The organism is Actinomadura sp. NBRC 104412 (genome assembly GCF_030269515.1).
Classification (GTDB): domain Bacteria; phylum Actinomycetota; class Actinomycetes; order Streptosporangiales; family Streptosporangiaceae; genus Spirillospora.
The window spans coordinates 1-26,630 of record NZ_BSTM01000011.1; the positions used below are offsets into that span (position 1 = coordinate 1).

At 72.2% G+C, this 26,630-nt stretch carries 19 protein-coding genes and 2 rRNA genes; 13 read left to right on the forward strand and 8 right to left on the reverse strand.

Annotated elements, in window-relative coordinates; all coding sequences use genetic code 11:
* Both QSK21_RS15750 and rrf read left to right on the forward strand, forming a co-directional pair.
* Window positions 1-234, forward strand: a 23S ribosomal RNA gene (locus QSK21_RS15750); the annotation flags it as partial.
* A 162-nt stretch (window positions 235-396) separates the two neighbouring features.
* Window positions 397-513, forward strand: a 5S ribosomal RNA gene (gene rrf, locus QSK21_RS15755).
* 103 nt (window positions 514-616) lie between these two features.
* Here the strand turns inward: rrf and QSK21_RS15760 are convergent.
* Complete coding sequence (locus tag QSK21_RS15760; RefSeq protein ID WP_285696556.1) at window positions 617-1,108, reverse strand: 2-thiouracil desulfurase family protein; 492 nt, start codon at window positions 1,106-1,108, stop codon at window positions 617-619.
* Window positions 1,109-1,222: 114 nt separating this feature from the next.
* Between QSK21_RS15760 and ctaD the strand changes: the two genes are divergently transcribed.
* From ctaD to QSK21_RS15785, 5 genes are all read left to right on the forward strand, one after another.
* Window positions 1,223-2,866: an aa3-type cytochrome oxidase subunit I gene (ctaD, locus tag QSK21_RS15765; RefSeq protein WP_285696558.1), complete on the forward strand. Its 1,644-nt coding sequence runs from the start codon at window positions 1,223-1,225 to the stop codon at window positions 2,864-2,866.
* A gap of 532 nt (window positions 2,867-3,398) precedes the next feature.
* Window positions 3,399-4,523, forward strand: a complete 1,125-nt coding sequence (locus tag QSK21_RS15770) for a PP2C family protein-serine/threonine phosphatase (protein ID WP_285696559.1) — start codon at window positions 3,399-3,401, stop codon at window positions 4,521-4,523.
* A gap of 235 nt (window positions 4,524-4,758) precedes the next feature.
* The gene (locus tag QSK21_RS15775; RefSeq protein WP_285696560.1) at window positions 4,759-7,449 is read left to right on the forward strand and encodes a sensor histidine kinase; all 2,691 of its coding nucleotides are present in this window, start codon (window positions 4,759-4,761) and stop codon (window positions 7,447-7,449) included.
* Complete coding sequence (locus QSK21_RS15780; RefSeq protein ID WP_285696562.1) at window positions 7,449-7,871, forward strand: DUF742 domain-containing protein; 423 nt, start codon at window positions 7,449-7,451, stop codon at window positions 7,869-7,871. The genes QSK21_RS15775 and QSK21_RS15780 overlap by 1 nt, the downstream gene beginning before the upstream one ends.
* Window positions 7,852-9,177 (forward strand): ABC transporter substrate-binding protein, encoded by a 1,326-nt coding sequence (locus QSK21_RS15785; protein WP_285696563.1) that lies wholly within the window; start codon window positions 7,852-7,854, stop codon window positions 9,175-9,177. The genes QSK21_RS15780 and QSK21_RS15785 overlap by 20 nt, the downstream gene beginning before the upstream one ends.
* On the opposite strand, the gene QSK21_RS15790 is transcribed toward QSK21_RS15785, so the two are convergent.
* Genes QSK21_RS15790 through QSK21_RS15800 form a run of 3 tightly spaced genes read right to left on the reverse strand, consistent with a single transcriptional unit; the run spans window position 9,162 to window position 11,736 of the window.
* Complete coding sequence (locus QSK21_RS15790; protein WP_285696564.1) at window positions 9,162-9,989, reverse strand: SDR family NAD(P)-dependent oxidoreductase; 828 nt, start codon at window positions 9,987-9,989, stop codon at window positions 9,162-9,164. The genes QSK21_RS15785 and QSK21_RS15790 overlap by 16 nt on opposite strands.
* A complete protein-coding gene (locus tag QSK21_RS15795; protein WP_285696565.1) occupies window positions 9,986-11,023 on the reverse strand; it encodes an AurF N-oxygenase family protein in 1,038 nt (345 codons plus the stop codon). The genes QSK21_RS15790 and QSK21_RS15795 overlap by 4 nt, the downstream gene beginning before the upstream one ends.
* Complete coding sequence (locus QSK21_RS15800; RefSeq protein ID WP_285696566.1) at window positions 11,020-11,736, reverse strand: TetR/AcrR family transcriptional regulator; 717 nt, start codon at window positions 11,734-11,736, stop codon at window positions 11,020-11,022. The genes QSK21_RS15795 and QSK21_RS15800 overlap by 4 nt, the downstream gene beginning before the upstream one ends.
* Window positions 11,737-11,941: 205 nt before the next feature.
* On the opposite strand from QSK21_RS15800, the gene QSK21_RS15805 reads away from it, so the two are divergent.
* From QSK21_RS15805 to QSK21_RS15820, 4 genes are all read left to right on the forward strand, one after another.
* Window positions 11,942-12,766: an ABC transporter ATP-binding protein gene (locus QSK21_RS15805; RefSeq protein ID WP_285696568.1), complete on the forward strand. Its 825-nt coding sequence runs from the start codon at window positions 11,942-11,944 to the stop codon at window positions 12,764-12,766.
* Complete coding sequence (locus QSK21_RS15810; protein ID WP_285696570.1) at window positions 12,763-15,270, forward strand: ABC transporter permease; 2,508 nt, start codon at window positions 12,763-12,765, stop codon at window positions 15,268-15,270. Before QSK21_RS15805 ends, QSK21_RS15810 begins: the two co-directional genes overlap by 4 nt.
* Window positions 15,271-15,389: 119 nt before the next feature.
* A complete protein-coding gene (locus QSK21_RS15815; RefSeq protein WP_285696572.1) occupies window positions 15,390-16,601 on the forward strand; it encodes a pyridoxal phosphate-dependent aminotransferase in 1,212 nt (403 codons plus the stop codon).
* 93 nt (window positions 16,602-16,694) lie between these two features.
* Window positions 16,695-17,153, forward strand: coding sequence for a pyridoxamine 5'-phosphate oxidase family protein (locus QSK21_RS15820; RefSeq protein ID WP_285696573.1), 459 nt, complete (start codon window positions 16,695-16,697; stop codon window positions 17,151-17,153).
* On the opposite strand, the gene QSK21_RS15825 is transcribed toward QSK21_RS15820, so the two are convergent.
* The 4 genes from QSK21_RS15825 to QSK21_RS15840 all read right to left on the reverse strand — a co-directional run bounded on the left by QSK21_RS15825 (window position 17,150) and on the right by QSK21_RS15840 (window position 23,626).
* Window positions 17,150-19,279 carry an ATP-dependent DNA helicase gene (locus tag QSK21_RS15825; protein WP_285696575.1) on the reverse strand — a complete coding sequence of 710 codons (2,130 nt, stop codon included), beginning with the start codon at window positions 19,277-19,279 and terminating at the stop codon, window positions 17,150-17,152. The genes QSK21_RS15820 and QSK21_RS15825 overlap by 4 nt on opposite strands.
* Before the next feature lie 84 nt (window positions 19,280-19,363).
* Window positions 19,364-20,476, reverse strand: coding sequence for a hypothetical protein (locus QSK21_RS15830; protein ID WP_285696577.1), 1,113 nt, complete (start codon window positions 20,474-20,476; stop codon window positions 19,364-19,366).
* 173 nt (window positions 20,477-20,649) lie between these two features.
* Window positions 20,650-22,164 carry a PucR family transcriptional regulator gene (locus tag QSK21_RS15835; protein ID WP_285696579.1) on the reverse strand — a complete coding sequence of 505 codons (1,515 nt, stop codon included), beginning with the start codon at window positions 22,162-22,164 and terminating at the stop codon, window positions 20,650-20,652.
* A 217-nt stretch (window positions 22,165-22,381) separates the two neighbouring features.
* Window positions 22,382-23,626, reverse strand: coding sequence for a PucR family transcriptional regulator (locus QSK21_RS15840; RefSeq protein WP_285696580.1), 1,245 nt, complete (start codon window positions 23,624-23,626; stop codon window positions 22,382-22,384).
* A gap of 778 nt (window positions 23,627-24,404) precedes the next feature.
* Between QSK21_RS15840 and QSK21_RS15845 the strand changes: the two genes are divergently transcribed.
* Both QSK21_RS15845 and QSK21_RS15850 read left to right on the forward strand, forming a co-directional pair.
* Window positions 24,405-25,058 carry a hypothetical protein gene (locus tag QSK21_RS15845; protein WP_285696581.1) on the forward strand — a complete coding sequence of 218 codons (654 nt, stop codon included), beginning with the start codon at window positions 24,405-24,407 and terminating at the stop codon, window positions 25,056-25,058.
* 802 nt (window positions 25,059-25,860) lie between these two features.
* Window positions 25,861-26,307 (forward strand): hypothetical protein, encoded by a 447-nt coding sequence (locus QSK21_RS15850; protein ID WP_285696583.1) that lies wholly within the window; start codon window positions 25,861-25,863, stop codon window positions 26,305-26,307.
* The last annotated feature ends 323 nt before the right edge of the window (window positions 26,308-26,630 follow it).

Sequence of the window (26,630 nt, forward strand, 5' to 3'; positions counted from 1 at the left end):
ACGGACCTCTGGTGTGCCAGTTGTCCCGCCAGGGGCATGGCTGGTTGGCTACGTTCGGTCGGGATAACCGCTGAAAGCATCTAAGCGGGAAGCCTTCCTCGAGATGAGTTCTCCCTCCTGCCCTGTTTGGGGTGGGGTAAGGCCCCCGGTAGATGATCGGGTTGATAGGCCGGAGATGGAAGCACTGTGAGGTGTGGAGTTGACCGGTACTAATAGGCCGAGCGGCTTGACACACACGTGTTGTGGTCGCTTGTTGTGTGGTGTTCGCGTCCCTGTGTGGTTCTCAGGCAACAAAACGGGAACCTGCTCGTGGTTTGATAAGTTGATCCGGCCGTGGCTGGCTGGTGAACGAGTTTGCCACCGGCCTCCCTTGTGGGGGTGGGTGTGTGTGGGTCGTTCGGTGGTTTTGGCGGAGGGGAAACACCCGGTCCCATTCCGAACCCGGTAGTTAAGCTCTCCAGCGCCGATGGTACTGCATGGGAGACTGTGTGGGAGAGTAGGACGCCGCCGGACTTGTTGTGTGAGGGGGAGGGTTCCGCCGAGGTGATCTCGGCGGGGTCCTCCCCCTCTCTTTTTGTGCGTTCACTCTGTGGAAGGGCGACCCGGCGAGCGGGGCCTAGGCGGATTCCAGAGTGGTGAGGTGGGCGGCTGCGGCGTCCAGGGCGGTTTCGGGGAAGACTCGGATGCCGTGGCGTTCCAGGAGAGCGGCGGTGACGCCGGTGCCTGGAACGCGGGTGCCCGTGAACGAGCCGTCGTAGACGCGGGTGGTGGCGCAGGACGGGCTGCCTTCCTTGAGGATGGCCATGCGGGCACCCGATCGTTTCGCGGCCTCCAGTGCGCGGTGGGCGCCATGGACGAATTCGCTGGTCACGTCGGCGCCTGAGATGGTGAGGATGCGGGCGGTGCCGTCCAGGACCGCGGCGGCCGGGCCGGTCAGCTCGGCCGGTTCGCGGGGGACGGTGAGGCCGCCGGCGACCTCCGGGCAGAACGGGACAAGCCGGCCCTCGGCGCGCCAGCGGTCGACGATGGTGGCGTGGACGGGCTTGGCGGCGCCGTCGTAGCGGACGGGGCTACCGAGCAGGCAAGAGCTCACCAAAATTCGTTCCACGACTTCCAGCCTATGTCCATAAGCGCCTGGAACCTCCCTTGCACCGCCAAGAGCACTGGCGAATAGTTGGGAGGGACCTTCCGACGTGGCGCACTTCCGTCATTGGAGTCCGGCATGACCCTGCTCGGTCGCCCTATCCCGGAGGCCCCGCCCCTACGGCGCACCCGGGGCTCGGTCTTCGTCTCCTGGATCACCACCACCGACCACAAGGTGATCGGATATATGTACCTGATCACCTCGTTCGTGTTCTTTCTGCTGGCCGGGCTGATGGCCATCGCGATCCGGGCGGAGCTGGCCGAGCCGGGCCGGCAGTTCCTGAGCAACGAGCAGTACAACCAGATGTTCACCATCCATGGGACGGTGATGCTGCTGCTGTTCGCGACACCGCTGTTCATCGGGTTCGCGAACGTGATCATGCCGTTGCAGATCGGGTCGCCCGACGTGGCGTTCCCCCGGATCAACATGTTCAGCTATTGGCTGTTCCTGTTCGGCGGCCTTATCGTCTTCGCCTCGTTCATCACTCCGGATGGTGCCGCCAGTTTCGGGTGGACCGCGTACACGCCCCTGACCGACTTCGTACGGTCGCCCGGCGTGGGCGGCGACCTGTGGGTGATGGGCCTGGCGCTGTCCGGTTTCGGGACGATTCTGGGTGGGGTCAACTTCATCACCACGATCATCGGTATGCGGGCACCGGGCATGACGATGTTCCGGATGCCGATCTTCACGTGGAACGTGTTGCTGACCAGCCTGATGGTGCTGCTGGCCTTCCCGGTCCTGGCGGCGGCGCTGCTGGCGCTGGAGGCGGACCGCAGGCTCGGCGCGCACGTGTACGACCCGTCGCTGGGCGGTGCGCTGCTGTGGCAGCATCTGTTCTGGTTCTTCGGGCATCCCGAGGTCTACATCATCGCGCTGCCGTTCTTCGGCATCATCACCGAGGTCATTCCGGTGTTCAGCCGCAAGCCGCTGTTCGGCTACATCGGGATGGTGGCGGCGACGATCGCGATCGCGGGGCTGTCGATGACGGTGTGGGCGCACCACATGTTCCCCACCGGGCGGGTGCTGCTGCCGTTCTTCTCGTTCATGACGTTCCTGATCGCGGTGCCCACCGGGGTGAAGTTCTTCAACTGGGTGGGGACGATGTGGCGCGGCAGGCTGAGTTTCGAGTCGCCGATGCTGTTCGCGGTGGGGTTCCTGGTGACGTTCCTGTTCGGCGGGCTGACCGGGATCATCCTGGCTTCGCCGCCGCTGGACTTCCAGGCGCACGACTCCTATTTCGTGGTGGGGCACTTCCATTACGTGGTGTTCGGCACCGTGGTGTTCGCGATGTTCTCCGGCTTCTATTTCTGGTGGCCGAAGATGACCGGGAAGTTGTTGAACGACACCCTGGGGAGGCTGCACTTCTGGTTCTTGTTCATCGGCTTCCACATGACGTTCCTGGTGCATCACTGGCTGGGCGTGGAGGGAATGCCGCGAAGGTACGCCGACTATCCCGCGGAGTTCACCGCGCTGAACCGGGTGTCGAGCATCGGGGCGTTCATCCTGGGCGTGTCGACGTTGTTCTTCCTCTACAACGTCTACCGGACGACGCGGCACGGCACCCGGGTGGAGGCCGACGACCCGTGGGGGTCCGGCAACTCGCTGGAATGGGCGACGTCGTCGCCGCCTCCCCGGCACAACTTCAGGTCGATCCCCCGGATCAGGTCGGAACGTCCTGCCTTCGACCTGCATTACCCGGCGCTGTCCAGCGAACGTAGGTGACCGTTCCGCAAGGGCGCCGTCCGGGTGCGGTCAGGTGGCGGCGACCATCCCTATTGCCGCTACCTGGCGCCATAAGGTCACCGCATGGAGCGAGCCGCGCGGGGCGTGCGTGATCGGAACGCCTGGCATGACGCCTACGACGATCCCGGCTCGGCCCAGTCCCGGCGGCTGGCGGTCGTCCAGCGATATATCCGGGAGTCGCTCGACTGGGCGGGTCCCGGGCCGATCCGGATGGTGAGCATATGCGCGGCACAGGGGCGTGACCTGCCGGGCGACCAGCGCGACCAGGCGGCGCGGGACGCGGCTGTCGTCTGGACGCGGCCGGGGGTGCGCGTGTTCACGTTCGTCGGCAGCAGAGGACGTCCCCGGCGAACCGGTTCATCGAAGCCGGATTCGTTTCGTATCGGGTCGACTACACTCGGCCACTGGCATCGTCCGGCGGCGTGCTGACGCCGTCCGAGAAGATCGGCGAACCACCATGCTCCGGTCGGACCTCCCCTCAACCGACGAGCCCAGGAGAGCGCTGAAGGCCGTGCTCGTGCCGCTGACCGCGCTGGCGCTGATCGGTGCGCTGGATCTGCTCCTGCCGGACCCCACCACGCTGATGGCGCTGCTGGCCGTGGTTCCCGCGACGGCGGTTCTGCGTCCGGCGGGGACGCGGCTGCTGGCGGGGGTCGCGCTGGCCACGCTGGGTGTGGCGGCGCCGTTGGGCCTCTTGCACTGGGCGGAACGGCCGGTGGCGGTGACCACGAGCCTGCTGGGGACTGCGGTGACGACCGCGATGGTGTGGGTCGCGTTCCGCCGTCTTGAGCGGGGCGTGGACGTCCAGGACGGGCTGCGCCGGGTGGCGGAGGCGGCGCAGCGTGCGGTGCTGCGCCCGGTGCCGCGCCGGGTCGGGCCGGTGGACGCGGTGGAGCGCTATCTGGCGGCGGACGCGCAGGCCAGTGTCGGCGGCGACCTGTACGGCATCGTGAACAGCCCCTACGGCATCCGCATGATCATGGGCGATGCGATGGGCAAGGGGCTGGGCGCGGTCGAGAAGGCCGCCGACGTGCTCGGCGCCTTCCGCGGGCTGGCATGGAACGAGGCGACGCTGGCGGGCGTGGCGGCGCGGCTGGACGCGTTCCTCGCGGCGCAGGGACACGAGGAGGAGTTCGTCACGGCGGTGCTGGTCGAGATTCCGGCCGGGGGCGGTGGCGCCAGGGTGGTGAACTGCGGGCACCCGCCTCCCCTCGTGCTCTCCGGCGGGGCGGTGACCTTCGCGGAGCCGCCGGGGGCCGTCTGCGCGCCGCCGCTGGGCCTGCACCGTGTGGTGGGCGGCCCGGACCCGGCCGACGCGGTGTTCGAGGTTCCGTTCGTCCCGGGCGACCGGCTGCTCCTCTACACCGACGGGGTCAGCGAGGCCCGTGACGCGGACGGCCGGTTCTTCCCGCTCGTCGAGCATGTCTCCGCCGCGAACAACGGTGATCTCGAAGCGCTGCCGGCGGCGCTGGAGGCGGGCCTGCGCGCCCATGTGGACGGGCGGCTCCGCGACGACGCCGCGCTGCTGCTGGTCAGGTTGAATCCCGATCCGGCGGCGTCCTCGGTCACCGGTCGTGCCTCTCCCGCAGCCTCGGTGCCCACAGGGCCTCCGGGCCGGCGGGACGGGTGGGCGTGAGCCGAGGGAACCGCCCCGCACGACGCTCTCCGGATGCGTGCCCGTACGGACGGCGATCGAGCCGTTGATCAAGGTCAGAGCCCAAGTTACACATAGGTAACGATTCGGGCGCGTGAGTCATTTGGCCCAAGTGTCTCGGGATGATGCAGTAGCGTTCCGGGCTACCGAGTGAGCTGGCTCACATAATGGCGGGGGTCGTCATGAGCGTTGTCCGTGCCAGTCGCCTGGAGGCGTGATGGCCCGGCGTTTCCGGCCGCGAGGGTGGCGGAGCCCTTCCGGCGGCCCAGACGGCCCCGGCGGCCCGGACCGCCACCCGAGCCGCCCGAGCCTGATCTCGGCGAGAAGGCCCGCGCTGCTGCGGGGCAGGGCCAGGTCGGTCCGGTCCAGGATCGTGCTGCTGCTGGTCCCGCCCGTCACCGCGCTGGTGGTGTTGTGGGGTGTCGCGGCGACCACCTCGCTTCAGGACAGCCTGCGGCAGACGCGGGCGCGCACGTTCACCCAGAAGGTGCTGGAGCCCACCGACCAGGTCATCGCGGCGTTGCAGGACGAGCGGCGGATGTCGCTGTCGGCCCTGGGGGACGACGCGACGATCGGGCGGGCCGGGTTCGAGGCGCAGCGGGCGGCGACCGACCGGGCGCGCCAGCGGTTCCGCGCGTCCGCGGCCGACGACGACATCGCGGGCGCGACGCGTCCCGCGACCCGTCAGCGGATGGTGCGGTTCGCGGCCGCGCTGGGCGGCCTTGAGGGGTTGCGCGCGGCCGTGGACAGCCGTGGCCTGAACCGCGCCGAGGCGCTGTCGCGCTACACCGAGTACATCGAGCTGGCGGCCGAGATCTACGACGAGGTCCATTCGATGGACCCGCAGCTCGTGCGGCAGAGCCGGATCCTGCGCACGCTGGATCGTGCCAGGGAGAACCTGGCCCGTGAGGACGCGCTGGTGACCGGCGCGCTGGCGGCGGGCCGGCTGAGCGAGGACGAGCACCTGCAACTGGTGCAGTTCGCGGGGGCGCACCGGTTCCTGTACTCCGACGCGTCGCGCGGCCTTCCGGCGGCCTGGCGGGCGCGGTACGAGCGGATCGTCACGGGCCCGGAGTTCCGCCGCTTCCAGAACCTCCAGGAGCGCCTGATGCGCGACGGCGCCACGTCCGGGCGTCCCGACGTGGACATCGGCGCGTGGCACACCTCGACCGAGGCGGCGGACGCGCAGCTCGCCGCGCTGTCGTCGCAGATCCGCGCGGAGAACACGCGGCGGGCCAGGGACGAGGCGAGCGCGGTGCTGATGCGGCTCGGGCTGACCGGCGGGCTCGGGCTGCTGGCCGTGGTGGCGGCCGTCCTGATCGCGATCCGCGCGGGCCGCCGCCTGATCGTGGAGAGCCGCGACATGGCCGCGTCCGTGACCGAGTTCGCGCAGCATCGGCTGCCGCTGATCAGCGAGCGGGCGCGGCGCGGCGAGGAGGTCCCGCTGGACGACCCGCTGAGCTCGCGGGGAGGACGGTACCGGGTCACCGAGGTCGCGCAGATCGACCGGGCGTTCACCGAGGCGCGGGCGGCCGTGGTGCGCGCGGCGGAGTCGGAGGCGGGCGCGCACCGGCGGCTGAACGAGGTGTTCGTGACGCTGGCGCGGCGCAACCAGTCGCTGCTCCAGCGGCTGCTGCGGATGCTGGAGGGCATGCAGCGCAGCACCGAGGACCCCGACGAGCTGCAACGGCTGTTCGAGCTGGACTCGCTGGCGACGCGGATGCGGCGGCACGCCGAGGGCCTGGTGATCCTGTCGGGCCGCCCGTCGGGGCGGACGTGGCGCGATCCGGTGCGGCTGGTGGACGTGGCGCGCGCCGCGGCGGCCGAGGTGGAGGACTACGCCCGGGTCGAGGTGGTGCCGATGGGACGGACGGCGCTGGTCGGTCCCGCGGTCGCCGACACCATCCACCTGATGGCGGAGCTGATCGAGAACGCGGCGGCGTTCTCCCCGCCGAGCACCCCGATCCGGGTGACGGGGCAGGAGGTCGCGCACGGTTTCGCGCTGGAGGTCGAGGACCGGGGCCTGGGCCTGGCGCCCGACACGCTGGCCGAGCTGAACCGGCTGCTGGCCACCGATCCCGAGCTGAACCTGGACGACAGCGCGCGGCTGGGCCTGTTCGTCGTGGCGAGGCTGGCGGCCAGGCACGGCATCAAGGTCACGCTGCGCCCGTCGCCGTACGGGGGGATCATCGCGATCGCGCTGATCCCGCACGAGCTGGTGGTGGAGCCGCCGGAACGGTCGGCGGCGTACGCGGTCACGGGCGGCGGCGAGCGGGCGGCGCGGGACGGGGGCGTGTCCCGGCCGGGCGAGCCGCCCGCGCTGGTCGTGCCGGGCGCGCCCGCCGACCGTGCCGACCCGGTGACGACGCTGCGCGACTCCTACTCCGGGGCGCGGGCGGCAGGGCGGCCGGAGTTCAGCGAGGTGCCGGACGACGCCGAGGAGCCGGACGGGAACGGGGCACAGCCGAACGGGGAGTGGTTCCCGCTGCCCACGCGGCGCCGCCAGACGCATATGGCGCCGCAGCTCCGTGCTTCGGCGGCGGGCGACCGCGACAACGGGACCGGGCGGGGCGGCGACCCGACCGTCCATGCCGAGGAGCCGCGTGAGGGGCGTTCGCCGGAGGCTGCCCGCGACCTGATGTCGACGATGCAGCGCGGGTGGGAGCGGGGCCGCGCCACCGGGGACGCGGAGAACGGCACGGCACGCGCGTCCGGCGGCTCCGACCAGTCCGACTGGTTCGCCCCCCGCCCCTCGTCGTCCGGCAACGGATCCTCCGCCGCCTCTGAGGACGACGGCGCCGCCGAGGACCCGCCCGCGGCGGACGACCGCACCGACGGCGCGGACGACATGGGCGGCACGGACGGCACGGACGGTACGGACACCGCCCCCGGCTCCGGCGGTGCCTGATGTCGCGTGACCTCCCCGGCGGGTACCCGGACCGGCGCCGGGGGCGCCGCCCGGATGACGACCTGTGGGTGGACGAGGAGGCCGGGCCGGTCGTCCGTCCCTTCGCGGTGACCCGTGGCCGTACCCGCAGCCGGCGCCCCGGCGGCGAGCTCGACCTCATCGCGGTCGTGGTGACGGCCGAGGTGCCGCCGCCCGATCCGGTGCTGCTCACCCCCGAGGACGAGCGGATCCTGGAGCGCTGCCTGCGTCCCGTGCCGGTGGCCGAGCTGGCGTCGGATCTGCGGCTTCCGGTGGGCGTCGTCCGCGTGCTGCTGGGCGACCTGCTGGAGCGCGGCCTGGTGGAAGTGCAGCGGCCGGTCGCCTCCGGCCCTCCCGACGTGCGCATTCTCAAGGAAGTGATCGATGGACTCCGCGCGTTGTGACAGCCCGAGGCGCGTACGGCCGCCCAGGAGGAGGGCGCTGCGCGCCGCGCTCGCCGGGGCGGCGCTGCTGGCGGCGGTGACGGGCTGCGGCATCGGTTCGGACGGCGGCTCGGCCGCGCCGGTCCCGGGGGTGACCGAGGAGCCGTGCCCCCGGGCGGTGAACAAGGAGCACGGCTGCATCTACCTGGGCATCATCTCCGACCTGACCGTGGGTCCCTTCACGGACCTGGGCACGCCGATGGTGGTCGCGCAGAAGGCGTTCTGGGACCGGGTGAACCGGCAGGGCGGCATCGGCGGCTACGACGTGGACGTGCACACCTACGTCCGGGACAACAGGTACGACCCGGCCACGCACCGCCGCGCCTTCCAGGAGATCAAGGGCCGGGTGCTGGCGCTGGCGCACAGCCTGGGCTCGCCGACCACCGAGGCGATCCTGGGCGAGCTGCGCTCGGCGCGGATGATCGCGGTTCCGGCCTCCTACCCGTCCAAGTGGGAGTTCGAGGACGTGATCCTGGAGTCGGGCGCGTCCTACTGCTTCGAGGCGATGAACGCGGTCGACTACGCGGTCGACCAGTTCAAGGCCAAGAGCGTGCTGTCGGTGCACTACCCGGGCGACTACGGCGGGGACGCGGCGGCGGGCGCGCGGATCGGGGCGGAGGCGCGCGGGGTGAGCTTCTCGGAGCTGGAGATCCCGCAGGGGGCGGGCCGGCAGGAGAAGGCGATCCAGACGATCCTCACCCGCAAGCCCGACCTGGTGGTGGTGACGGCGGGCCCGGCCGAGACGGCGGCGATCGTCAGCAAGACCGTGGAGGCGGGCTTCCAGGGCCGCTTCATGGGCAACAACCCGACCTATACCGCGGCGATCCTGAGGACCCCGGCGGCCCCCGCGATGAAGGCCCGCTACCTGGTGGTGTCGCCGTGGAAGCCGTTCGCCTACGACTCGCCGGGGCACACCGCGATGCGGCAGGCGCTGGGACGGGTGCTGCCGGACGACGCCTACACCTCGGGGTGGGTCCTCTCCTATCCGTTGAAGGCCATGCTGGAGCGGGCGGCGGCGAACGGCAACCTGACCCGCGACGGCGTGTACGAGGCGCTGAGCCAGACCACCACCGTGGACTACGAGGGGATGCTGCCCCGGCACGCGGGCAACTTCTCGGGCACGCCGAACGCGGCCGCGTTCAGGGAGTCGGTGATCGCCCGTCCCGACGACCGCGAGTTCACCGGCTCCAAGGTGATCACCGACTTCGCGCCGGGGCCGACCGCCAAGGCCCATCGCCTGGAGTCGCCCTGCTACAACCCGGGCTGACGGGCGCGCATGCGGTCGACGAACAGCCGCGCGGCGCGTACCGCCAGGGCCGGGTTGAGCCGGGCCGCCCGCCAGGCCGCGCGGCCGTTGGCGGGCGCGACGATGAGCGCCTGGTTGCGGCGGACGCCGCGCATGATGTCGCGCGCCAGCTTCTCGGGGGTGTAGAGGCGGGGCGCCGCCCTGGCGATGTCGGCCTTGGCGTCCCCGCTCAGCCGGGTCTCGGGAAGGCCGGGGTTGACGTTGACCAGCAGCGGGGTGTCAACGAAGCCGGGGCACACCACGCTGACCTTGACCCCGCGTCCCGCCGCCTCGGCGCGCAGGCCGAGGGACAGGCCGACGACGGCGTGCTTGGTCGCCGTGTAGGGGATGCCGGCCGGCATCGGCACCAGCCCGGCCAGCGACGCGGTGTTGACGATGTGCCCCGACCCCTGCTCCAGCATGATCGGGTACGCGGCGTGCACGCCGTGGACCACGCCCTTGAGGTTGATGTCGATGGCGCGGTTCCAGTGGTCGAGGGTCAGTTCCTCGGCCAGCCCGCCGACCGCGATCCCCGCGTTGTTGAAGACCAGGTCGAGCCGCCGGTGCTCGTCCCGTACGCCCTGGTAGGTCGCGGCCACCGCGGCGGCGTCGGTGACGTCGAGCGCCGCGGCGGCGGCCTTGCCGCGGCCGAGGGTGTTGAGCCGGTCGGCGACCCTGTGGGCGCCGTCGGCGTCGATGTCGGTGACGAGGACGGTGTCGCCGCGGGCCACCAGCGCGGTGGCGATCGCCCGGCCGATGCCGGACGCGCCGCCGGTCACGACGGCGACGCTCACCGTGCCGCCCGCTCGTCCGGGGAGGCCGCGCCCGGGGCGGGTCGCCCGGCGGCCTGGCCGCGCCGGACGCCGGGCTCGTCCCAGACGCCCATCAGCTTCCACAGCCGCTTGCCGACCGGGGTGACGAGGCCGAGTTCGGCGAGCAGGTCGCGGACCTTGCCGACCGAGTCGCTGAGGTCGTCGCGGTGGTCGCCGCCCCGGTACGCGGCGCGCACGACGTCCCTGGGGATGCCGAAGTGCCGCACCATCGGTCCGGGCGGTGACAGCATGATCCGCGCCATCCGGCCCAGGATCAGCGGGCTGAGCAGGGCGATCATCTGGCGCTTGGGGCGGGACAGGCTCGGCACCCGGTGCTTGAGGTAGTGCCTGGCGAAGGAGATGTGGCGGGCCTCCTCCGCGACGTGGATCCTGATGATGGCCTCTTCGAGCGGGTGCTTGACGTGCCCGCCCTTGAGCAACTGCCGCTGCTTGTAGTCGATCGGGTCCTCGCCGCCCAGCACGAAGACGAAGAACAGCTCGGTGCTGACCAGCGGGATCCAGGGGACGACCTGCGCCAGCGCGGTGAGCGCGCGGGGCATGCCGCGGATCGGCAGCCCGGTGCGGTTCACGAACTCCTGGAACATCATCCCGTGGTGACATTCCTCGGTGGTCTCGTGGTACACGTACCGGAACTCCGGGCGCCCGTTGGGCAGCCAGTAGGCGTAGTTGAGCAGCCCGCGCTTGAGCAGGTTCTCGAACTGGAGGCCGATCTTCATGGCGGTGGCGACCCGCCACAGCCCGATCCGCGCCTGGACCTCGGGGGGCTGCGACCGGTACCACTCGGTGCGGCCGAGGTGGTCCTCGTCGGTCAGGATCCAGCGCGGGTCCTCGGGGTCGATCGCGTACTCGGGGTCGTCCCAGGGGATGTCGGCGTAGGCTTCCCAGTGCTTGTCGACCGACGCCTTGTTCAGCCGGTCGATGACGCCGTAGTAGGACGTGCGGTCCTTGACCTGCTCGCGGACTTCCTCGGCGAGGCGGGTCGGTGCCTTGGTCATTGCGCGTGCTCCCTGGCTGGCTGATGGGGCGTACGGGATGCCGGCGGGTTCTCGGCCACCGGTACCGCCGGGGCTGCGGGTTCGGGGACGATCAGCCGGGCGAAGTCCTTGAGCCTGGCGAGCACCGCGGCCTGGTGGCCGGAGGCATCGCCGTCCAGCGAGTTCTGCAGGGACAGCCCGACCAGCAGCGCGAACAGGGCGCGGATCAGCGTGTCGACCTGGTCCTCGGGCAGCGTCTCGGGGAACAGCCCGTGGAAGACCTCCTTGACGATCCGCACCACCCGTTCGCTGAGGTCGACGCTGAGCCCGCGCAGCTCCTCGTCGGTGCGCCCGGCCAGTGCCAGCTCCAGCAACGCGACGGCGGGGGGCGTGCGGATGGTGTCCCAGAACAGGTCGATGGCGCCCGCGACGTCGCGCCGTTCGGCGGGCAGCGCGTCGAACGCCTCCTCGTACTCGGCGCGCAGCCGGTCGAGCAGGTGCTCCAGCGCGGCCGCGACCAGCGCCATCTTGGTGGGGTAGTGGTGCTGCTGCGCGCCGCGCGACACCCCGGCCCGCCGGGCGACCTCGGTGGTGGACAGGCCGGACCAGCCGACGTCGGCCAGCGCGTCCGCGGTGGCCGCCATCAGCCGGCGGCGGGTCTCGGCGCGGCGCTGCTCCTGGGTGCGGCGCCCGCCCGGGTGCCGGTGGGGGCGTGGCCGCTTGCTCGCTGACACGTCTTCGACGGTAGGAGCGGGGCAAGAAACAAGCAAGGCTGCTTGTAATGTTGCCCCGGTCACAGATTGGACGCGACGTCTGATAAAAGCGCGGCCGTACGACCGCTGACGTAGGGGAACCCGCGCGCATGCGACCGGAGGAGCAGTCCGGGTGACGCTCCTCACCCGACGACGGGGAGCATGCCGTCCCGCGACCATCACGGCCATGGAACGCACGGCACAGGCACGAACACAGGCACAGGTACAGGCACAGGCACAGGCAGGGAACGCGACGAAGGAGCCGCCGGAAGGGACGGCGGCACACCAGGAGGGCGGGGCGCGCACCGTCCGCCTCACCAAGAGCTACGGGACGGGCGACACGGCGGTGCGCGCCCTCGACGAGGTCACGGTGACCTTCCCGAAGGGACGGTTCACCGCGATCATGGGGCCGTCCGGGGCGGGGAAGTCCACGCTGATGCACTGCGTGGCGGGCCTGGACGCCCCGACCTCCGGGCAGGTCTACGTCGGCGGCCAGGAGCTCGGCGCGCTGTCGGACCGGGCGCTGACCCGGCTGCGGCGGGAGCGGATCGGGTTCGTCTTCCAGGCGTTCAACCTGCTCCCCACGCTGACCGCCAGGGACAACATCACGCTGCCGCTCACCCTCGCCGGCCGCCGTCCCGACGCGGAGTGGCTGGAGACGGTGGTGCGGATCCTGCGGCTCGGCGACCGGCTGGCGCACCGTCCCGCCGAGCTGTCCGGCGGCCAGCAGCAGCGCGTCGCGCTGGCCCGCGCGCTGATCACGCGCCCGGAGATCGTCTTCGCGGACGAGCCCACCGGCAACCTCGACTCCCGAACCGGCACCGAGGTGCTGGACCTGCTCAGGGGCGCCGTGGACGACCTGGGCCAGACCGTCACCATGGTCACCCACGACCCGGTCGCGGCGGCCCGCGCCGACGCGGTCGTCTTCCTGTCGGACGGCCGGGTGGTCGACGTCATGCGCGACCCGGCCCCGGCCACAGTCCTGGACCGGATGCGAGGTCTCACGTCATGAGAAGCCTGGCGATCAAGGAGTTGTGGGGGCGGCGCCGTCGGCTGGTGGCGGCCCTGGTGGGGGTCTTCCTGGGCGTGGCGTTCCTCACCGGGACGCTCGTCCTGGGCGACACGCTGTCGCGGAGCATCGACGGGTTCTTCGCCCGCGCCTACGCCGACACCGATGTGAGCGTGCGGAACGCGACGCAGGTGACGAACGCGCCGGGACGGCTGCGCGGTGAGATCGACGCGTCCGCGGTGGACCGGATCGCCCGGGTGCCGGGCGCGGCGAACGTGCAGCCGGTCATCCAGGGCTCCGGCCAACTGCTGGCCAAGGACGGGACGGTGATCAACGCACGCGGTCCGCGCACGGCGGGCAACTGGATCGACGACCCGGCGCTGAACCCGTACCGCGTCGTCGAAGGCCGGGCGCCGCGCACCCCGGACGAGGTCGTGATCGACCGCAGGTTCGCCCGCGACGGCCACCTGCGCGTCGGGGACCGGACGGCGGTCCTGACGCCGCGCCGGACGCCGGTCACGGTGGTCGGGATCACCCGGTTCGGGGACCAGGACGCCTTCGGCCAGGCCCAGTTCACGGCCTTCTCCCTGGAGGGCGCGCGGCGGCACGTCGGCCGCGACCCGTCCAGGATCACCGGCGTGCTGGTCAGGGCGGCGGAGGGCGTGAGCCAGGAGGAGCTGGCCGCCAGGATCCGTCCTGTCCTGCCTCAAGGCGCCGAGGCGGTGACGGGACGGGTGCTGGCCAGGGAGGGCCAGGAGACGGTCGAGAAGGGCTTCCTGTCGGCGTTCCGGCTGGCGCTGGCGGCGTTCGGCGCGGTGGCCCTGCTCGTGGCGGCGTTCAGCATCCACAACACCTTCGCGATCACGGTGGCGCAGCGCACGAGGGAGTCGGCGCTGCTGCGGGCCGTGGGCGCCTCGCGGCGCCAGGTGCTGGCGCTGGTGGCGGCCGAGGCCATGGTGGTGGGCGTGGTGGCGACGCTGGCCGGGCTGGCGGGCGGCATCGGCTGCGCGCAACTGCTGAAGACGCTGCTCGCCGAGGGCGGCGCCGGTCTGACGGTACGGGGACTGGTGATCACCCCGGCCGGCCTGCTGATCGCCGCGCTGGTCGGGGTGGTGGTGACGCTGCTGGCGGCGCTGTCCCCGGCGGTGCGGGCGTCCCGGGTGGCGCCGCTGGCCGCGATGCGCGAGGTCGCCACCGAGCGCACGGTCCGCCCGTCCGCGGCGCGGGCGGTGGCCGGCGTGACGCTGGCGGCGGTCGCGCTCGGCGCCGTGGTCGCGGGCGCGCTGGCCGGGTCGCTGCCGCTGACCGGCGGCGGCGCGGTGATGCTGCTGGCGGTCATGGTGATGCTCGGCCCGGTCGCCGCCCGTCCCGCCGCGGCCCTGGCCGGCGCTCCCGCCGCGCGGCTGCGCGGGGTGCCGGGACGGCTGGCCCGCGACAACGCGGCCCGCGGCCCGCGCCGCACGGCGGGCGCCGCGACGGCGCTGATGGTGGGCGTCGGGGTCGTCACCCTGATGACGGTGTTCGCGGGGTCGCTGCGCGCGTCCGTGGAGGACGGCGTCGCCGGCTCGTTCCGCGACGGGCTGATCATCAACGGCGGCACCAACGACACGGGCGGGTTCGGCACGGACCTGACCGACGCGGCGGCGCGGCTGCCGCAGGTCGAGGCCGCCGCCGGGATCGGGCGCGGCAACGCCCGGCTGGCCGGGGAGAACGCGGGCGTCCGCGTGGCCGACCCGGCACGGCTCGGCCGGGTCCTGGACCTGGACGTGACCGCGGGCGCGCTGTCGGACACGCTGGCGGTGTCGGAGGAGGCGGCGGCCGAGCGCGGCTGGCGGGTCGGGACGCCGGTGCCCGTCCTGTACGCCGACGGTTCGCGGCAGACCCTCACGGTCGGCGCCGTCTACCGGAACGCCGACGTCGCGGGCGACTACCTCATCCCCCGGACGGCCTGGAACGCGCACAACGGGCGGTCGCTGGACGGCATGGCGTTCGTCAAGCTGCGTCCGGGTGCCTCCGAGGCCGAGGCGCGCGACGCGATCAGCGCGCTGGCCCGCCCGCACGGGGCGCCGCCCGTCCAGGACCGGGACGGCTACGTGGCCGCGCAGACCGCCGACATGAGCACCTTCCTGAGCATCGTGTACGGGATGCTCGCGCTGGCGATCGTGATCGCGCTGCTCGGCATCGCCAACACGCTGTCGCTCTCCGTCCACGAGCGCACCAGGGAGCTGGGGCTGCTGCGGGCCGTCGGCGCGACCCGTCCCCAGGTCCGGTCGATGGTGCGGTGGGAAGCGGTGATCGTGGCGCTGTTCGGCACGGCCGGCGGCGCGGGGCTCGGGCTGTTCGCCGGCTGGGGCCTCACCCGCGCGATGGGCGATCCGTTCGCGGCCCTGCCCGTCCAGCTCGGGACGATCGTCCTGGTGGGCGCGGTGGCGGGGGTCCTGGCGTCCGTCCGCCCGGCCCGCCGCGCCGCGGCGAGGGGCGTCCTCGACTCGATCGCGGCGCCCTGAGCGCCGGGCACGCGGCGTGCCGCCCGGTCCCCGAGGACGGGCGGCACGCCGTAAAAGTCCGGCATGGGCTTCACAGGGCCGGGCGGACGACGCTGATCGTCCGTGGCTAAGGTGGATCCATGCAGGTCATCCAGTCGGCCAAGCTGACCAACGTCTGTTACGACATCAGGGGACCGGTGCTGAGGCGGGCCAGGCAGCTGGAGGCGGAGGGGCAGAAGATCCTCAAGCTGCATATCGGCAACCCGGCGCCGTTCGGGTTCGAGGCCCCGCCCGAGCTGCTCCAGGACATGGTCCGCAACCTGCCCGAGGCGCACGGCTACAGCGACTCCAAGGGCATCCTGCCCGCCCGCCGCGCCGTGGCGCAGCGCTACCACGAGCAGGGCGTGGCCGGGGTGGACGTGGAGGACGTCTACCTGGGCAACGGCGTGTCCGAGCTGATCGTGATGACGCTCCAGGCGCTGCTGGACGACGGCGACCAGGTGCTGATCCCGGCGCCCGACTACCCGCTGTGGACGGCCGCGGTGTCGCTGTGCGGCGGCACGCCCGTCCACTACCTGTGCGACGAGGCCGCCGCCTGGGCGCCCGCGCTGGACGACATCGAGGCCAAGATCACCGACCGCACCAAGGCGATCGTGATCATCAATCCGAACAACCCGACCGGCGCCGTCTACCCGCGCCCGGTGCTGGAGCGGATCGTGGAGCTGGCCCGCCGGCACCGGCTGATCATCTTCGCGGACGAGATCTACGACCGGATCCTCTACGACGACGCCGAGCACATCTCCATCGCCTCGCTGGCGCCCGACCTGCTGTGCCTCACCTTCGGCGGGCTGTCGAAGAACTACCGGGTCGCGGGCTTCCGCTCCGGCTGGGTCGTCCTGTCGGGGCCCATGGACGGCGCCGAGTCCTACATCGAGGGCCTGGAGATCCTGGCGAACATGCGGCTGTGCCCCAACGTCCCCGGGCAGCACGCCATCCAGGCGGCGCTCGGCGGCTACCAGAGCATCGGCGACCTGGTGCTGCCCACCGGGCGGCTGGGCGAGCAGCGCGACCGGGCGTGGAAGCTGCTGAACGGGCTCCCCGGCGTGTCCTGCGTCAAGCCGCAGGGCGCCCTGTACGTCTTCCCGCGGCTCGACCCGGAGATGTACCCGATCGAGGACGACGTCCGGTTCGCGTTCGACCTGCTGGAGCAGCAGCGGATCCTGGTCGTGCAGGGGACCGGGTTCAACTGGCCCGCCACCGACCACTTCCGGGTGGTGACGCTTCAGTACGCCGACGACCTGGAGGAGGCGATCGGGCGGATCGGCGACTTCCTGGAGACCCGGCGCCGCTGACGTCGGCCCGGTCCGGGGCGCGATCCGGTGCCGGGGCGCGATCCGTCCGCTTCGGGCCGCGTTGACGGCGGCGATAGGGGGAAGGGTCGGACCATGAGCACACCCGGGGGAGAGGGAACGGCCGGCCACTCGGTTCTGGAGTCGCTGGACCGTGAGGAGTGCCTGGAGCTGATCCGCGGCGGTGGGATCGGCAGGGTCGGCTTCGACGACGGCGAGGGCCCGACGGTGATCCCGGTGAACTTCGCCATGGACGGGGACGCCGTGGTGTTCCGCACCAGCCTGGAGGGGCGCCTCAACCAGAGCCTCGCGACCGCGATGACGGGCACCGCGATCCGCATCGCGTTCGAGGTGGACGAGATCAAGCCCGAGGAGCGCGCGGGCTGGAGCGTGCTGCTGCGCGGCGGCGGGCAGTACCTTCCCGACCACGAGCGCCCCGGTTTCCCGACGGTGGAGCCGTGGCCCGGCGGCGAGCGCCCCGTGTACATCCGGCTGGAGCCGCACGAGGTCTCGGGCCGCCGCCTGCGCCCGCCCGAAGGGGACGGTTCGGGTTAGGCACCGGCCGCCGCCGCGTCCAGGCGGCGCAGGGCGTCCCGCACGACGGCGGGGTCGGTCGTCGGCCAGAACGGGGGCAGCGACGCCTTGAGGAACCCGCCGTAGCGGGCGGTGGCCAGGCGCGGGTCGAGGACGGCCACGACGCCCCGGTCGTCCATCGACCGCAGCAGCCGTCCCGCGCCCTGGGCCAGCAGCAGCGCGGCATGGGTGGCGGCGACCGCCATGAAGCCGTTGCCGCCCTTGGCCGCGACCGCGCGGGAGCGCGCCGAGGAGACCGGGTCGTCGGGACGCGGGAACGGGATCCTGTCCATGATCACCAGTTGCAGGGAGGGCCCGGGGACGTCCACGCCCTGCCACAGCGACAGGGTGCCGAACAGCGAGGTCCGCTCGTCCTCGGCGAACTGCCTGACCAGCAGGGCGGTGGAGTCGTCGCCCTGGCACAGCAGCGGGTGGGTCAGGTGGTCCTTGAGCTCGTCGGCCGCGCGCCGCGCCGCCCGCATGGACGAGAACAGCCCGAGCGTGCGTCCCCCCGCGGCCTCGATCAGCTCGGTGATCTCGGTGAGGTAGGCGTCGGCCGGCCCGTCCCGCCCCGGCTGGGGGAGATGGCGCGCGACGTAGAGGATGCCCGCCCTGGGGTGGTCGAACGGGGACCCGACGTCCAGCGCCGACCAGGTGACCGGCTTCTCTCCGTCGCCGTCCCCCGCCTCCTTCGTGGCGGTGCGGGCCAGCCCTTCGGCGGCGGCGCGGGCGTCCTTGGGCGCCTGATCCCCGGACGGGCCGTCCAGCGGCGGCAGCCCCCACTGGCGGGCCAGCGGCTCGAACGAGCCGCCCAGCGTGAGGGTGGCCGAGGTGAGGATCGCGGTGCGCCGCTCGAACAGCGTCGTGCGCAGCAGCCCGCCGACCCCGATCGGCGCGATGCGCAGCGTGGGCGGGCGCGCGGGCCGCCCGTCCTGGGCGAACGGCTTCTCCAGCCACACCACCTCGAAACGGGCGGAGATCTCCGGCTGGAACGACTCCAGCATCCGGCCCGCCGTGTCGTGCAGCTCCTCCAACGCCGAGCGGGCGGCCTTGCGCGCGCCCATGTCCGCCGGGTCGGCGTCCTTCTTCTCCGGGCCGAGCGCGGTCAGGCAGCCGTGCGCGGCGTCCCGGACGGCGGCGAGGGTGGTGCCGAGGGCGGGGGACAGGACGTCCATACGGCCGTCGTTCAGGTCCTCCAGGACCAGGCCCAGCCCCTCGGCGGCCTCCTTGAGCCGATCCGCCACCCCGTCCTCGATGAGCCGTCCGCAGCGGCGCGCGGCCGTCTCCACGCCCGCCGCGCTCAGGTCGCCGGTGGCGACCGAGGTGACCCGGTCGACCAGCTCGTGCGCCTCGTCCACGATCACCACGTCGTGCTCGGGCAGGACCTGGAAGTCCTCCAGGGCGTCGATGGCCAGCAGCGCGTGGTTGGTGACCACGATGTGCGCCTCGCCGGCCCGCGCCCGCGCCAGCTCCGAGAAGCACTCGGTGCCCTGCGGGCAGCGCTGGGCGCCCAGGCATTCCCTGGCGGTCACCGCCACCTGCCGCCACGCCTGCTCGCTCACCCCGGGGACGAGCTCGTCGCGGTCGCCGGTGGTGGTCTCCTCCGCCCACTCGTTCAGCCGCTTGACCTGGCGGCCCAGCGCGGAAAGCCGCTGCGGGTCGAACAGCCCCGAGGCCCCCTCGTCCTCGGGGTCGTCGGGGGCGCCGGTCTGGACGCGGTTCAGGCAGAGGTAGTTGCGGCGGCCCTTGAGGATCGCGAACTTGGGCTCCTGCCCGACCAGCGGCTCCAGCGCCTCGGCCAGCCGGGGCAGGTCGCGGTCGACGAGCTGGCGTTGCAGCGCGATCGTCGCGGTGGACACCACGACGGTGGTGCGCGCGCTGAGGGCGTGCCGGATCGCGGGGACGAGGTAGGCCAGCGACTTGCCGGTGCCGGTGCCGGCCTGCGCCGCCAGGTGCTCGCCCTCGGCGATCGCCCGCTCGACGGCGCGGGCCATCTCGACCTGCCCGGGACGTTCCGTCCCTCCGATGGCCTTCACGGCGGCTTCGAGGAGCGTCGCGACGTCCGGAATCTGGGTTTCGCTGCCGGTCAGCAGATCAGGGGCGGGCACGTCGGCCAACGCTACCGCCCGCCGGGGACAATCGCGCGGCGAAGCCCGCGAGCGCCGCGGACACGGCCCGATCCCTCGGGGGGCTCAGAGCCGGACGGCGCCCTTGGGGCTCAGCGGCAGCCAGAACGCGCGGGCCGGGGCGGACGCGGGCCGCGGCGGGATCGTGCGGAGCCGCGCCTGGGTCCGCGGCCGTCCCGCCGGCCGGCGCCGCGCGTACGCGGGCAGCGGCCGCCCGCGCCGGACCAGGCGCACCCGGGCCAGCAGCAGCCCGCTGGACGTGGCCAGCGCCGCCAGCCATCCCGCCTGGATCGCCGCGAGGTCGTCGACGCCGAAGCCCTCCTGGTAGGTGTTCGCGCGCAGCGCCACCGACGACGAGCGGCCGAGGACGGGCACGCTCGGCGCGATCTGCGGCGAGGCGACCGGCGGCAACGTCACCTGCGGGAACGCGGGGAACTGCGCCATCGGGTCGTACGGCGGCGGCGTCAGCGGCGGCAGGTCGGGCGGCAGGCTCGACAGCGAGATCCCCGGCGGCAGCGAGCCGGACGGGGTGAGGATGATCAGGGAGAACCGCTTGGTCACGGTGGCCGCGCCGGACGCCGACGCCGTCGCGGTGAGCTTGATCGTGCCCGGCTTGGCGTTCGCGGGGGCCGTGATGGTGGCCTTGGCCGTCCGCCCGCCGCTGCCCACGCTGCCCATCCCCTGCGCGGGGGGCGACACCGAGGCGCCCGAGGCCGACAGCCGCACCACGGTGCCGTGCGCGGTGGCCTTCGCCGAGCTCACCTTGAGCGTCGCGGTGATCGACCCGCCCGGCCTCATGCTGGAGGAGTCGGTCGACACCCACAGGCCCAGCACCGGCTTGGCGGGCGCCGGGTCGCCGCCGCCCGGGTCGCCCGTGCCCGGCCCCGGCGTGGTCTCCGTCGGGTCGGGCGTGGGCGTCTCACTGGGGTCCGGCGTCGGATCCTCGCTCGGGTCGGGCGTCGGGTCCTCGCTGGGATCGGGGGTCGGGTCCTCGGTCGGGTCCGGTGTCGGCTCCTCGCTGGGATCCGGCGTGGGCTCCTGGCTGGGGTCGGGCGTCGGGTTCTCGCTGGGGTCGGGCGCCGTCGTCTCCTCGCTCGGCGTCGGGGAGGGATCGGGTTCGGCGATCACCGGTGGCGCCGTGGCCACGGACAGGATCGCCGCCATTCCGAGCCCGGCCACGAGGGAACCCCCCGCTCGTGAGCGCACCGCCACGCACCTCCAGGCGTCCGGTCGTCAGGTCCCGTCGGGACGGTGAGAACGTCCCGGAACCGCATGGGAGCACGGACCTGACGCCCGGATCAACCCCGTCGCCACCGCGTTGTCGGGAAGTTCGTGATCCTCCCGCGCGGTTGTCATCGGGTGCGCATCCCGGCCTCCGCCGAGGCCCCGTCACGGGCGCGCACGCCGAGCGCCGCGACGCCGCCGCCGGCCGCGTCCGCCGCCCGTCCGGTCCCGCCCCGCGACGCGCTCACGGCGGGCCGCTTGGCCACCTTCCGTGGCTCCTTCCCCGCCTCGGCCCGCGCCTCCTTCACCCGCTCGGAGGCGCCCGGCCGCCGCGGTCGCGGGACGGCGCCGGGACGGTCGTCGGGGCCGAGCCCGTCCCGCTCGTCCGCGGCCGTGGCCGCGCCGTCGGGCCGGGCGGCGGGCACGTCGGGCTCGCCGAGCCCGTCCGGGACGCCCGCGCGGCGCCGCAGCCACATCGACCGCAGCACCACCTCGAGCGCGAACCGCGACTCGGGCTCGGTGAGGCGCTCGCCCAGCAGGCCCTCCAGCTTGCGCATGCGGTACCGGACGGTCTGCGGGTGGACGTGCAGCTCCTCGGCGATCTCCGCGGCCGTGCCACGGGTGGTGAGCCAGATCCGCAGCGTCTCCAGCAGCCGCTCGCGCTGCCCCTCGTTCAGCCCCGCCAGCCCCGCCAGGGCGCGCCGGGCGATCTGGTCGAGCAGCGCCGGATCGTTCAGCAGCCACAGCGTGATCAGGTGGTCCTCGCAGCGGGTCACCGGGCCGTCGTCCAGGATCCCCGCGTCCACCAGCGCCAGCCCCTGGCGGGCCCAGCGCAGCGAGTCGGCGGCGCCGGACGGCGGGACGCTCACGCCCGACACCGCGCGCCCCTCGGGGCACGCCTCGGCCAGCATCCGCAGACGCTCCTCGGTCATCCTGCCGGGGACCAGCAGGCGAGGCTCGCCGTCGGTGAGGTCGGCGAGCACGTCGGCGTCCAGCGCCGTGCGCACCACCCTCGACCCGGCGGGCACGGCGACGAGCGTGACCTCCTCGGGCACCGTCCACTCGGCCAGCTCGGCCAGCTCGTCGATCGCGCGGCGGGACGCCTTGGGACGGCGCAGCAGCATCCGCAGCAGCCGCCGCCTGTGCTCCTCCAGCTCCTCGGCGGGCAGCGCCTCCAGGTAGCCCTTCAGGGCCAGCGAGGCCAGCTCGTCGATGTAGGCGAACAGCGCGTCCGCGAGCTGCGCCATCACCACCGAGGAGAGGTTGCGCTGCGGCCCGACCCGCATCACCCGCCGCCAGGCGACCTGCGCGCCGATCCTGAACGCGGCCTGCAGGTTGTCCAGCGTCCGGCCCTCCTGCGCCTCGAAACGGCCCAGCCTGCGATAGGTGTCCTCGTGCCGCTCGCGGGGCGCGTCGGGGTCGTCGATCTGATCGACGAAATGCGCGAGCGCGCGCTCGACGCCGATTTGCAGCGCCTGCACATAAGGGCCGCGAATGGGACGTCCGTATTCCGGGATCTGGCGCCTGATCTCTTCGATGATCTCCTTTGCGAGACTGGGCAGCTCGGGCCGCATCATGGCGGCCAGGTGCCTTGGCAGGGGGGCGCACAGCTCCGGCCTGCCCTGGTGGAGCGTACGCGTCATCACTGCACCTCCGAATTCGCCCAGGCCATGGGCGTGTTTCCCGCGCCGGCGGGGTCGCCGGCGAACTGTCGGCCTCGGCGAAAGGCATCTCACCCGGGAGCGCGCCGAGCGGGGGACCCCTGCACACTCCTCGGTAGTCCGGTTGTGACGTGAAGCACACCGAACGTAGATCAGAGGTCCCGGTTGTCAGGTAACGAATTATTAAAACCGCACTGTGTCACCTCCCCGAAACATCTGGTGACCCCCTTTTCGGAAGTTCCGGAAGGCCGCCCCGCCTCAAACGTTCCGCCCGTAATACCGCTTCCAGCGCGAATCGGGAATCGGGGTCGGCGAGCCGGTCCCCGCACACGTCGGTGATCTGCCGCAACCGGTACCGGACGGTCTGCGGATGCACCTGGAGCCGGTCGGCCGTCTCCACCGCGTTCCCCTCGCTCTCCAGCCAGGCCCCCAGCGTCTCGATGAGCCGCCGCCTCCGCCCGTCGCCCATCCCGGACAGCACCGCCAGCCGCTGCCGCGCCACCTGGTCCAGCAGCGCCCCGTCGGCCATCAGCCACAGCTCCAGCAGATGGTCCTCGGCCCTCGCCAGCCCGGTGACGGTGAGGATTCCGGCGTCCATCAGCGTCAGCGTCCGCCGCGCCCAGCGCAGCGAGTCCGTCGCCTCCGTCGGCGGCACGGACGGCCCCAGCGCGCCGCGCCGCTCGGGCAGCGCCGCCGTCAGCCTCGCCAGCCGCTCCTCGTCCAGCGGCCCCGGGACGATCAGATACGGCTCGGCCCGGTCGAGATCCCTCAGCACACCGGCGTCCAGCGCCTCGGGCATCGTCCGCGCCTTCGGCGGCACGGCGACCGGGACGACCTCGGCGGGCACCCTCCACCCCGCCGCCTCCGCCGCCCGCGCCAGCACCGCCTTGGTGGGACGGGGCCGCCCCACCAGCAGCCGCAGCAGCCGCCGCCTCGCCTCGGCGCGCGAGTCGCCCACCCGCGCCCGCGCCTCCTGGAACCCCTCCACCGACAGCGAGGCCAGCTCGTCGATGTAGGCGAACAGCGCCCCCGCCAACTGCGACATCACCGCCGACGACAGCTCGTGCCGCCGGCCGATCTCGGCGACCCGCCGCCAGGCGACCTGGACGCCGATGCGGTAGGCGGCCTGCAGCGCGTCCAGGCTCCGCCCCCGGTACGCCTCGCCGCGCCCCAGCCATCGGCACAGCTCGTCGCGCTGCTCTCGCGACTCCTCCGAGCCCGAGATCTGGTCGACGAACGTGCGCAGCACCTGCTCCACGCCCAGCCGCAGCTCCTGCCGCTCGCCCCTCTCCGGCAGCCGCGCGTACGCGGGAATGGTGCGCCGTATCTCCGCCATGATGTCCTCGGCGAGCGAGTCCAATTCGGGCCGCAGAACGGCGGCAACCTGCGGCGAAAGGCGTCCTGGAGGCCGGTCCGCTCTACCGGATTCGAGGGGGCGCGCCATCGTCGATGCTCCTTCCCGCCACCGCTGCCGCGTGCCGCCGCGGACGGCGACAGGGAGCGTCCCGGCCGCGGTGGGGCCATTGCTGCCAGCGATATCGGTTGCATAACGCCCCGGGCCCGAGAGCATTCATCGGGGCCGGGGGTGATCTCAGGCGCGTCAAACGTAACCCAATCGGCGGCTCCGTGCACCGGTCCGGGGCGATCATGGGCCGAGCTCGTTAATGATCTTGCAATCGGCCACTGAGCAGCGCTGATGGTGTACGCGGAGTGTCGGACGCGAGGGGCGGAGCACTCACTTCCGCACAGATCTCGCTCCGGTTTCATCATCACGTGACAAGAAACGCAAGATTTTGAAGATCTTCCGGAATCAGGGCTTGTCGACCACGGACTTTAAGCTTAGTTTACTCGCTGGTAGAGCCGCCCCGGCGGAATGGCGCAGCCTAGCAGAAAGGTGCTGCCGCCCGCCGTCGATAGGGCGAAAACTCCCGTTCCATCCTGCCCGCCTCCAGTTCTACAGCCGAAGGAGCCGCCCAGAGAAGGACCGTGATATCCGTCCCCCGGATCCCCACCCCTACGAGTCCGAAGAATCCCGGCGACCGCCGGGCGACCCCCACCCCGGAAGGGTCGGCAAGGCGCAAGGCCGTGGAGAAAGCCTCAGTGGCCGCCGGCCTCGGCCTGATGGCCGTCGCCTCCTGACCGGCCCCAGCATCGTCACCGGCGCCACCCCTGATGGTTTCGCCGGCGACGGCTCCGACACCCAACTGGAAGGGACGTACCCTGTGAGTAAGCGCAAGAAAGTGGCGAGCATCATGTTCACCGGTACCGCGGCGACCGCGCTGGTCGGCGCGGGCGTCCAGCCGGCCGCCGCCGCCCCGTCGGACTGGACCATCACCCCCGGTGGGTCGGGGATCGCAGGTCACAACGCCACCGACGCGATCCTCACCGTCGACACCGCCGGCGGTCCCATCTCACTGGTGTGCCCCGCCAGCACGGTGGACGCCACGGCGACCCTGGAAAACACCAACGGGGCACCCCCGGTCCAGCTCGGCACGATCGACACCGCCACGTTCGGCACCGAGGACAACCCCTGCAGCCTGTTCGGGCTCGGCGTCGTCGCCACGCTGGACAACGCCATCCCGCTCAACGCCACCGCCTTCCCCTCGGGCGGTGTGACGCAGGGAAGCCTGGGCCCCAACATCAACGCCACCATCACGGGCACCAACTTCGTCTGCAACATGCACGTGACGGGCACGACGATCGCCGGCAATTACAACAACGGCACCGGCGTCCTGGCAGTCAACCCGGCTGGGGCGCGCACGTTGCACATCGACGACGTGAGCGGGTGTCTCGGCCTGTTCCAAGTCAGCAACAACGCGGGCTTCCAGGCCGACTTCACCGTCAACCCGAAGCAGACGATCAGCCACGAATCATAGGCGTCACGGGAATCGGCATCACTACGATCCGGGTCGTTCGGCACCCCGCAGGGGGCCGCGGACGGCCCGGATCGCCACCCGTCTGCCGAAGGACGGCCGTGCGGCTTGCGAGCCGCACGGCCGTCCGGCGTGACGGTACCGGCCAACGGCCGAATATAGTCGGCTGATAATTGCTACCGGACGGTAGTCCACATTATTTCTTGTGTTGTGGCAATACCGCTGGGTGGCGATGTGGGCTTGCGCCAGCGGGTTCGATGATCTCGTCTCGCCGTGCGATTGCCGGACGGCCGGAGAGATGGAGAGGAACACCGGCATGAGATGGACCATTGGCGGATCCTCCGGCGCCGTGGCTGCCATCTGGCTCCGGGGCCGCGTCAGGTAAGCGTCCGGGTCAACGCGACCTTCCGGGCGCCGGAGTGGCGGGCCAGCCCATCCAGCCCAAGGACGTGACCGCGCGGGTCGCGTTCCTGCTGGCCTCGGCCTGATGGCCGTCGCCTCCTGACCGGCCCCGACATCGTCACCGGCGCCACCCCCGATGGTTCCGCCGGGGACGGCTCCGACACCCAACTGGAAGGGACGTAACCCGTGAGTAAGCGTAAGAAAGTGGCGAGCGTCATGTTCACCGGTGCCGCGGCGACCGCGCTGGTCGGCGCGGGCGTCCAGCCGGCCGCCGCCGCCCCGTCGGACTGGACCATCACCCCCCGGCGGGCCGAATATCGCGGGTCACAACGCCACCGACGCCCTCCTCACTTGGAGCCGCCTCAGCAGCGGTCCCTTCTCACTGGTGTGCCCCGCCAGCACGGTGGACGCCACGGCGACCCTGGAAAACACCAACGGGGCACCCCCGGTCCAGCTCGGCACCATCGACACCCTCACGTTCGGCACCGAGGACGACCCCTGCAGCCTGTTCGGGCTCGGCTTCATCGCCACGCTGGACAACGCCACCCCGCTCACAGCCACCGGCTTCCCCTCGGGCGATGTGACGCCGAACCGCCTGAGCCCCAACATCAACGTCACCTTCACGGGCATTAACAACGTCTGCAACATGCATCTGACGGGCTCGCAGATCGACGGCGATTACACCAACAGCACCGGCATCCTGAGAGTCAATCCGGGGACCCCTGTGGCGCGCACGTTGCACATCGACGCGGTGAGCGGGTGTCTCGGCCTGTTCCAAGTCGGCGACACTTGGGGCTTCCAGGCCGACTTCAAGGTTGACCCGGTGCAGACGATCAGCCACGAGTCATAGCGTTAAGGGATTCGGCATCACTGCGATCCGGGTCATTCGATCCCCCGCAGGGGGCCGCGGACGGCCCGCATCGCCACCCACCTGCCGAAGGACGGCCGTCCGGCGTGACGGTACCGGCCAACGGCCGAATATAGTCGGCTGATAATCGCGACAGCGGCCATTGTCACCCAAGTATAAAAGTGCAGTTCCTGGGTCGGTGACCTGGTTCGAAGGTTGTTCGGAGGAAATGCGGGCGATACGCTACCGAGCGGTAGTCCGAAGATTTTCCTTGTGTTGTGGCAATACCGCTGGGTGGCGATGTGGGCCGGCGCCAGCGGGTTCGA

Excerpts from the sequence above, each read along its gene's own strand:
- ctaD (WP_285696558.1), top strand. The coding sequence starts at position 1,223 with ATGACCCTGCTCGGTCGCCCTATCCCGGAGGCCCCGCCCCTACGGCGC.
- QSK21_RS15775 (WP_285696560.1), top strand. The coding sequence starts at position 4,759 with ATGGCCCGGCGTTTCCGGCCGCGAGGGTGGCGGAGCCCTTCCGGCGGC.
- QSK21_RS15780 (WP_285696562.1), top strand. The coding sequence starts at position 7,449 with ATGTCGCGTGACCTCCCCGGCGGGTACCCGGACCGGCGCCGGGGGCGC.
- QSK21_RS15785 (WP_285696563.1), top strand. The coding sequence starts at position 7,852 with ATGGACTCCGCGCGTTGTGACAGCCCGAGGCGCGTACGGCCGCCCAGG.
- QSK21_RS15795 (WP_285696565.1), bottom strand. The coding sequence starts at position 11,023 with ATGACCAAGGCACCGACCCGCCTCGCCGAGGAAGTCCGCGAGCAGGTC.
- QSK21_RS15805 (WP_285696568.1), top strand. The coding sequence starts at position 11,942 with ATGGAACGCACGGCACAGGCACGAACACAGGCACAGGTACAGGCACAG.
- QSK21_RS15810 (WP_285696570.1), top strand. The coding sequence starts at position 12,763 with ATGAGAAGCCTGGCGATCAAGGAGTTGTGGGGGCGGCGCCGTCGGCTG.
- QSK21_RS15815 (WP_285696572.1), top strand. The coding sequence starts at position 15,390 with ATGCAGGTCATCCAGTCGGCCAAGCTGACCAACGTCTGTTACGACATC.
- QSK21_RS15820 (WP_285696573.1), top strand. The coding sequence starts at position 16,695 with ATGAGCACACCCGGGGGAGAGGGAACGGCCGGCCACTCGGTTCTGGAG.
- QSK21_RS15835 (WP_285696579.1), bottom strand. The coding sequence starts at position 22,164 with ATGACGCGTACGCTCCACCAGGGCAGGCCGGAGCTGTGCGCCCCCCTG.
- QSK21_RS15840 (WP_285696580.1), bottom strand. The coding sequence starts at position 23,626 with ATGGCGCGCCCCCTCGAATCCGGTAGAGCGGACCGGCCTCCAGGACGC.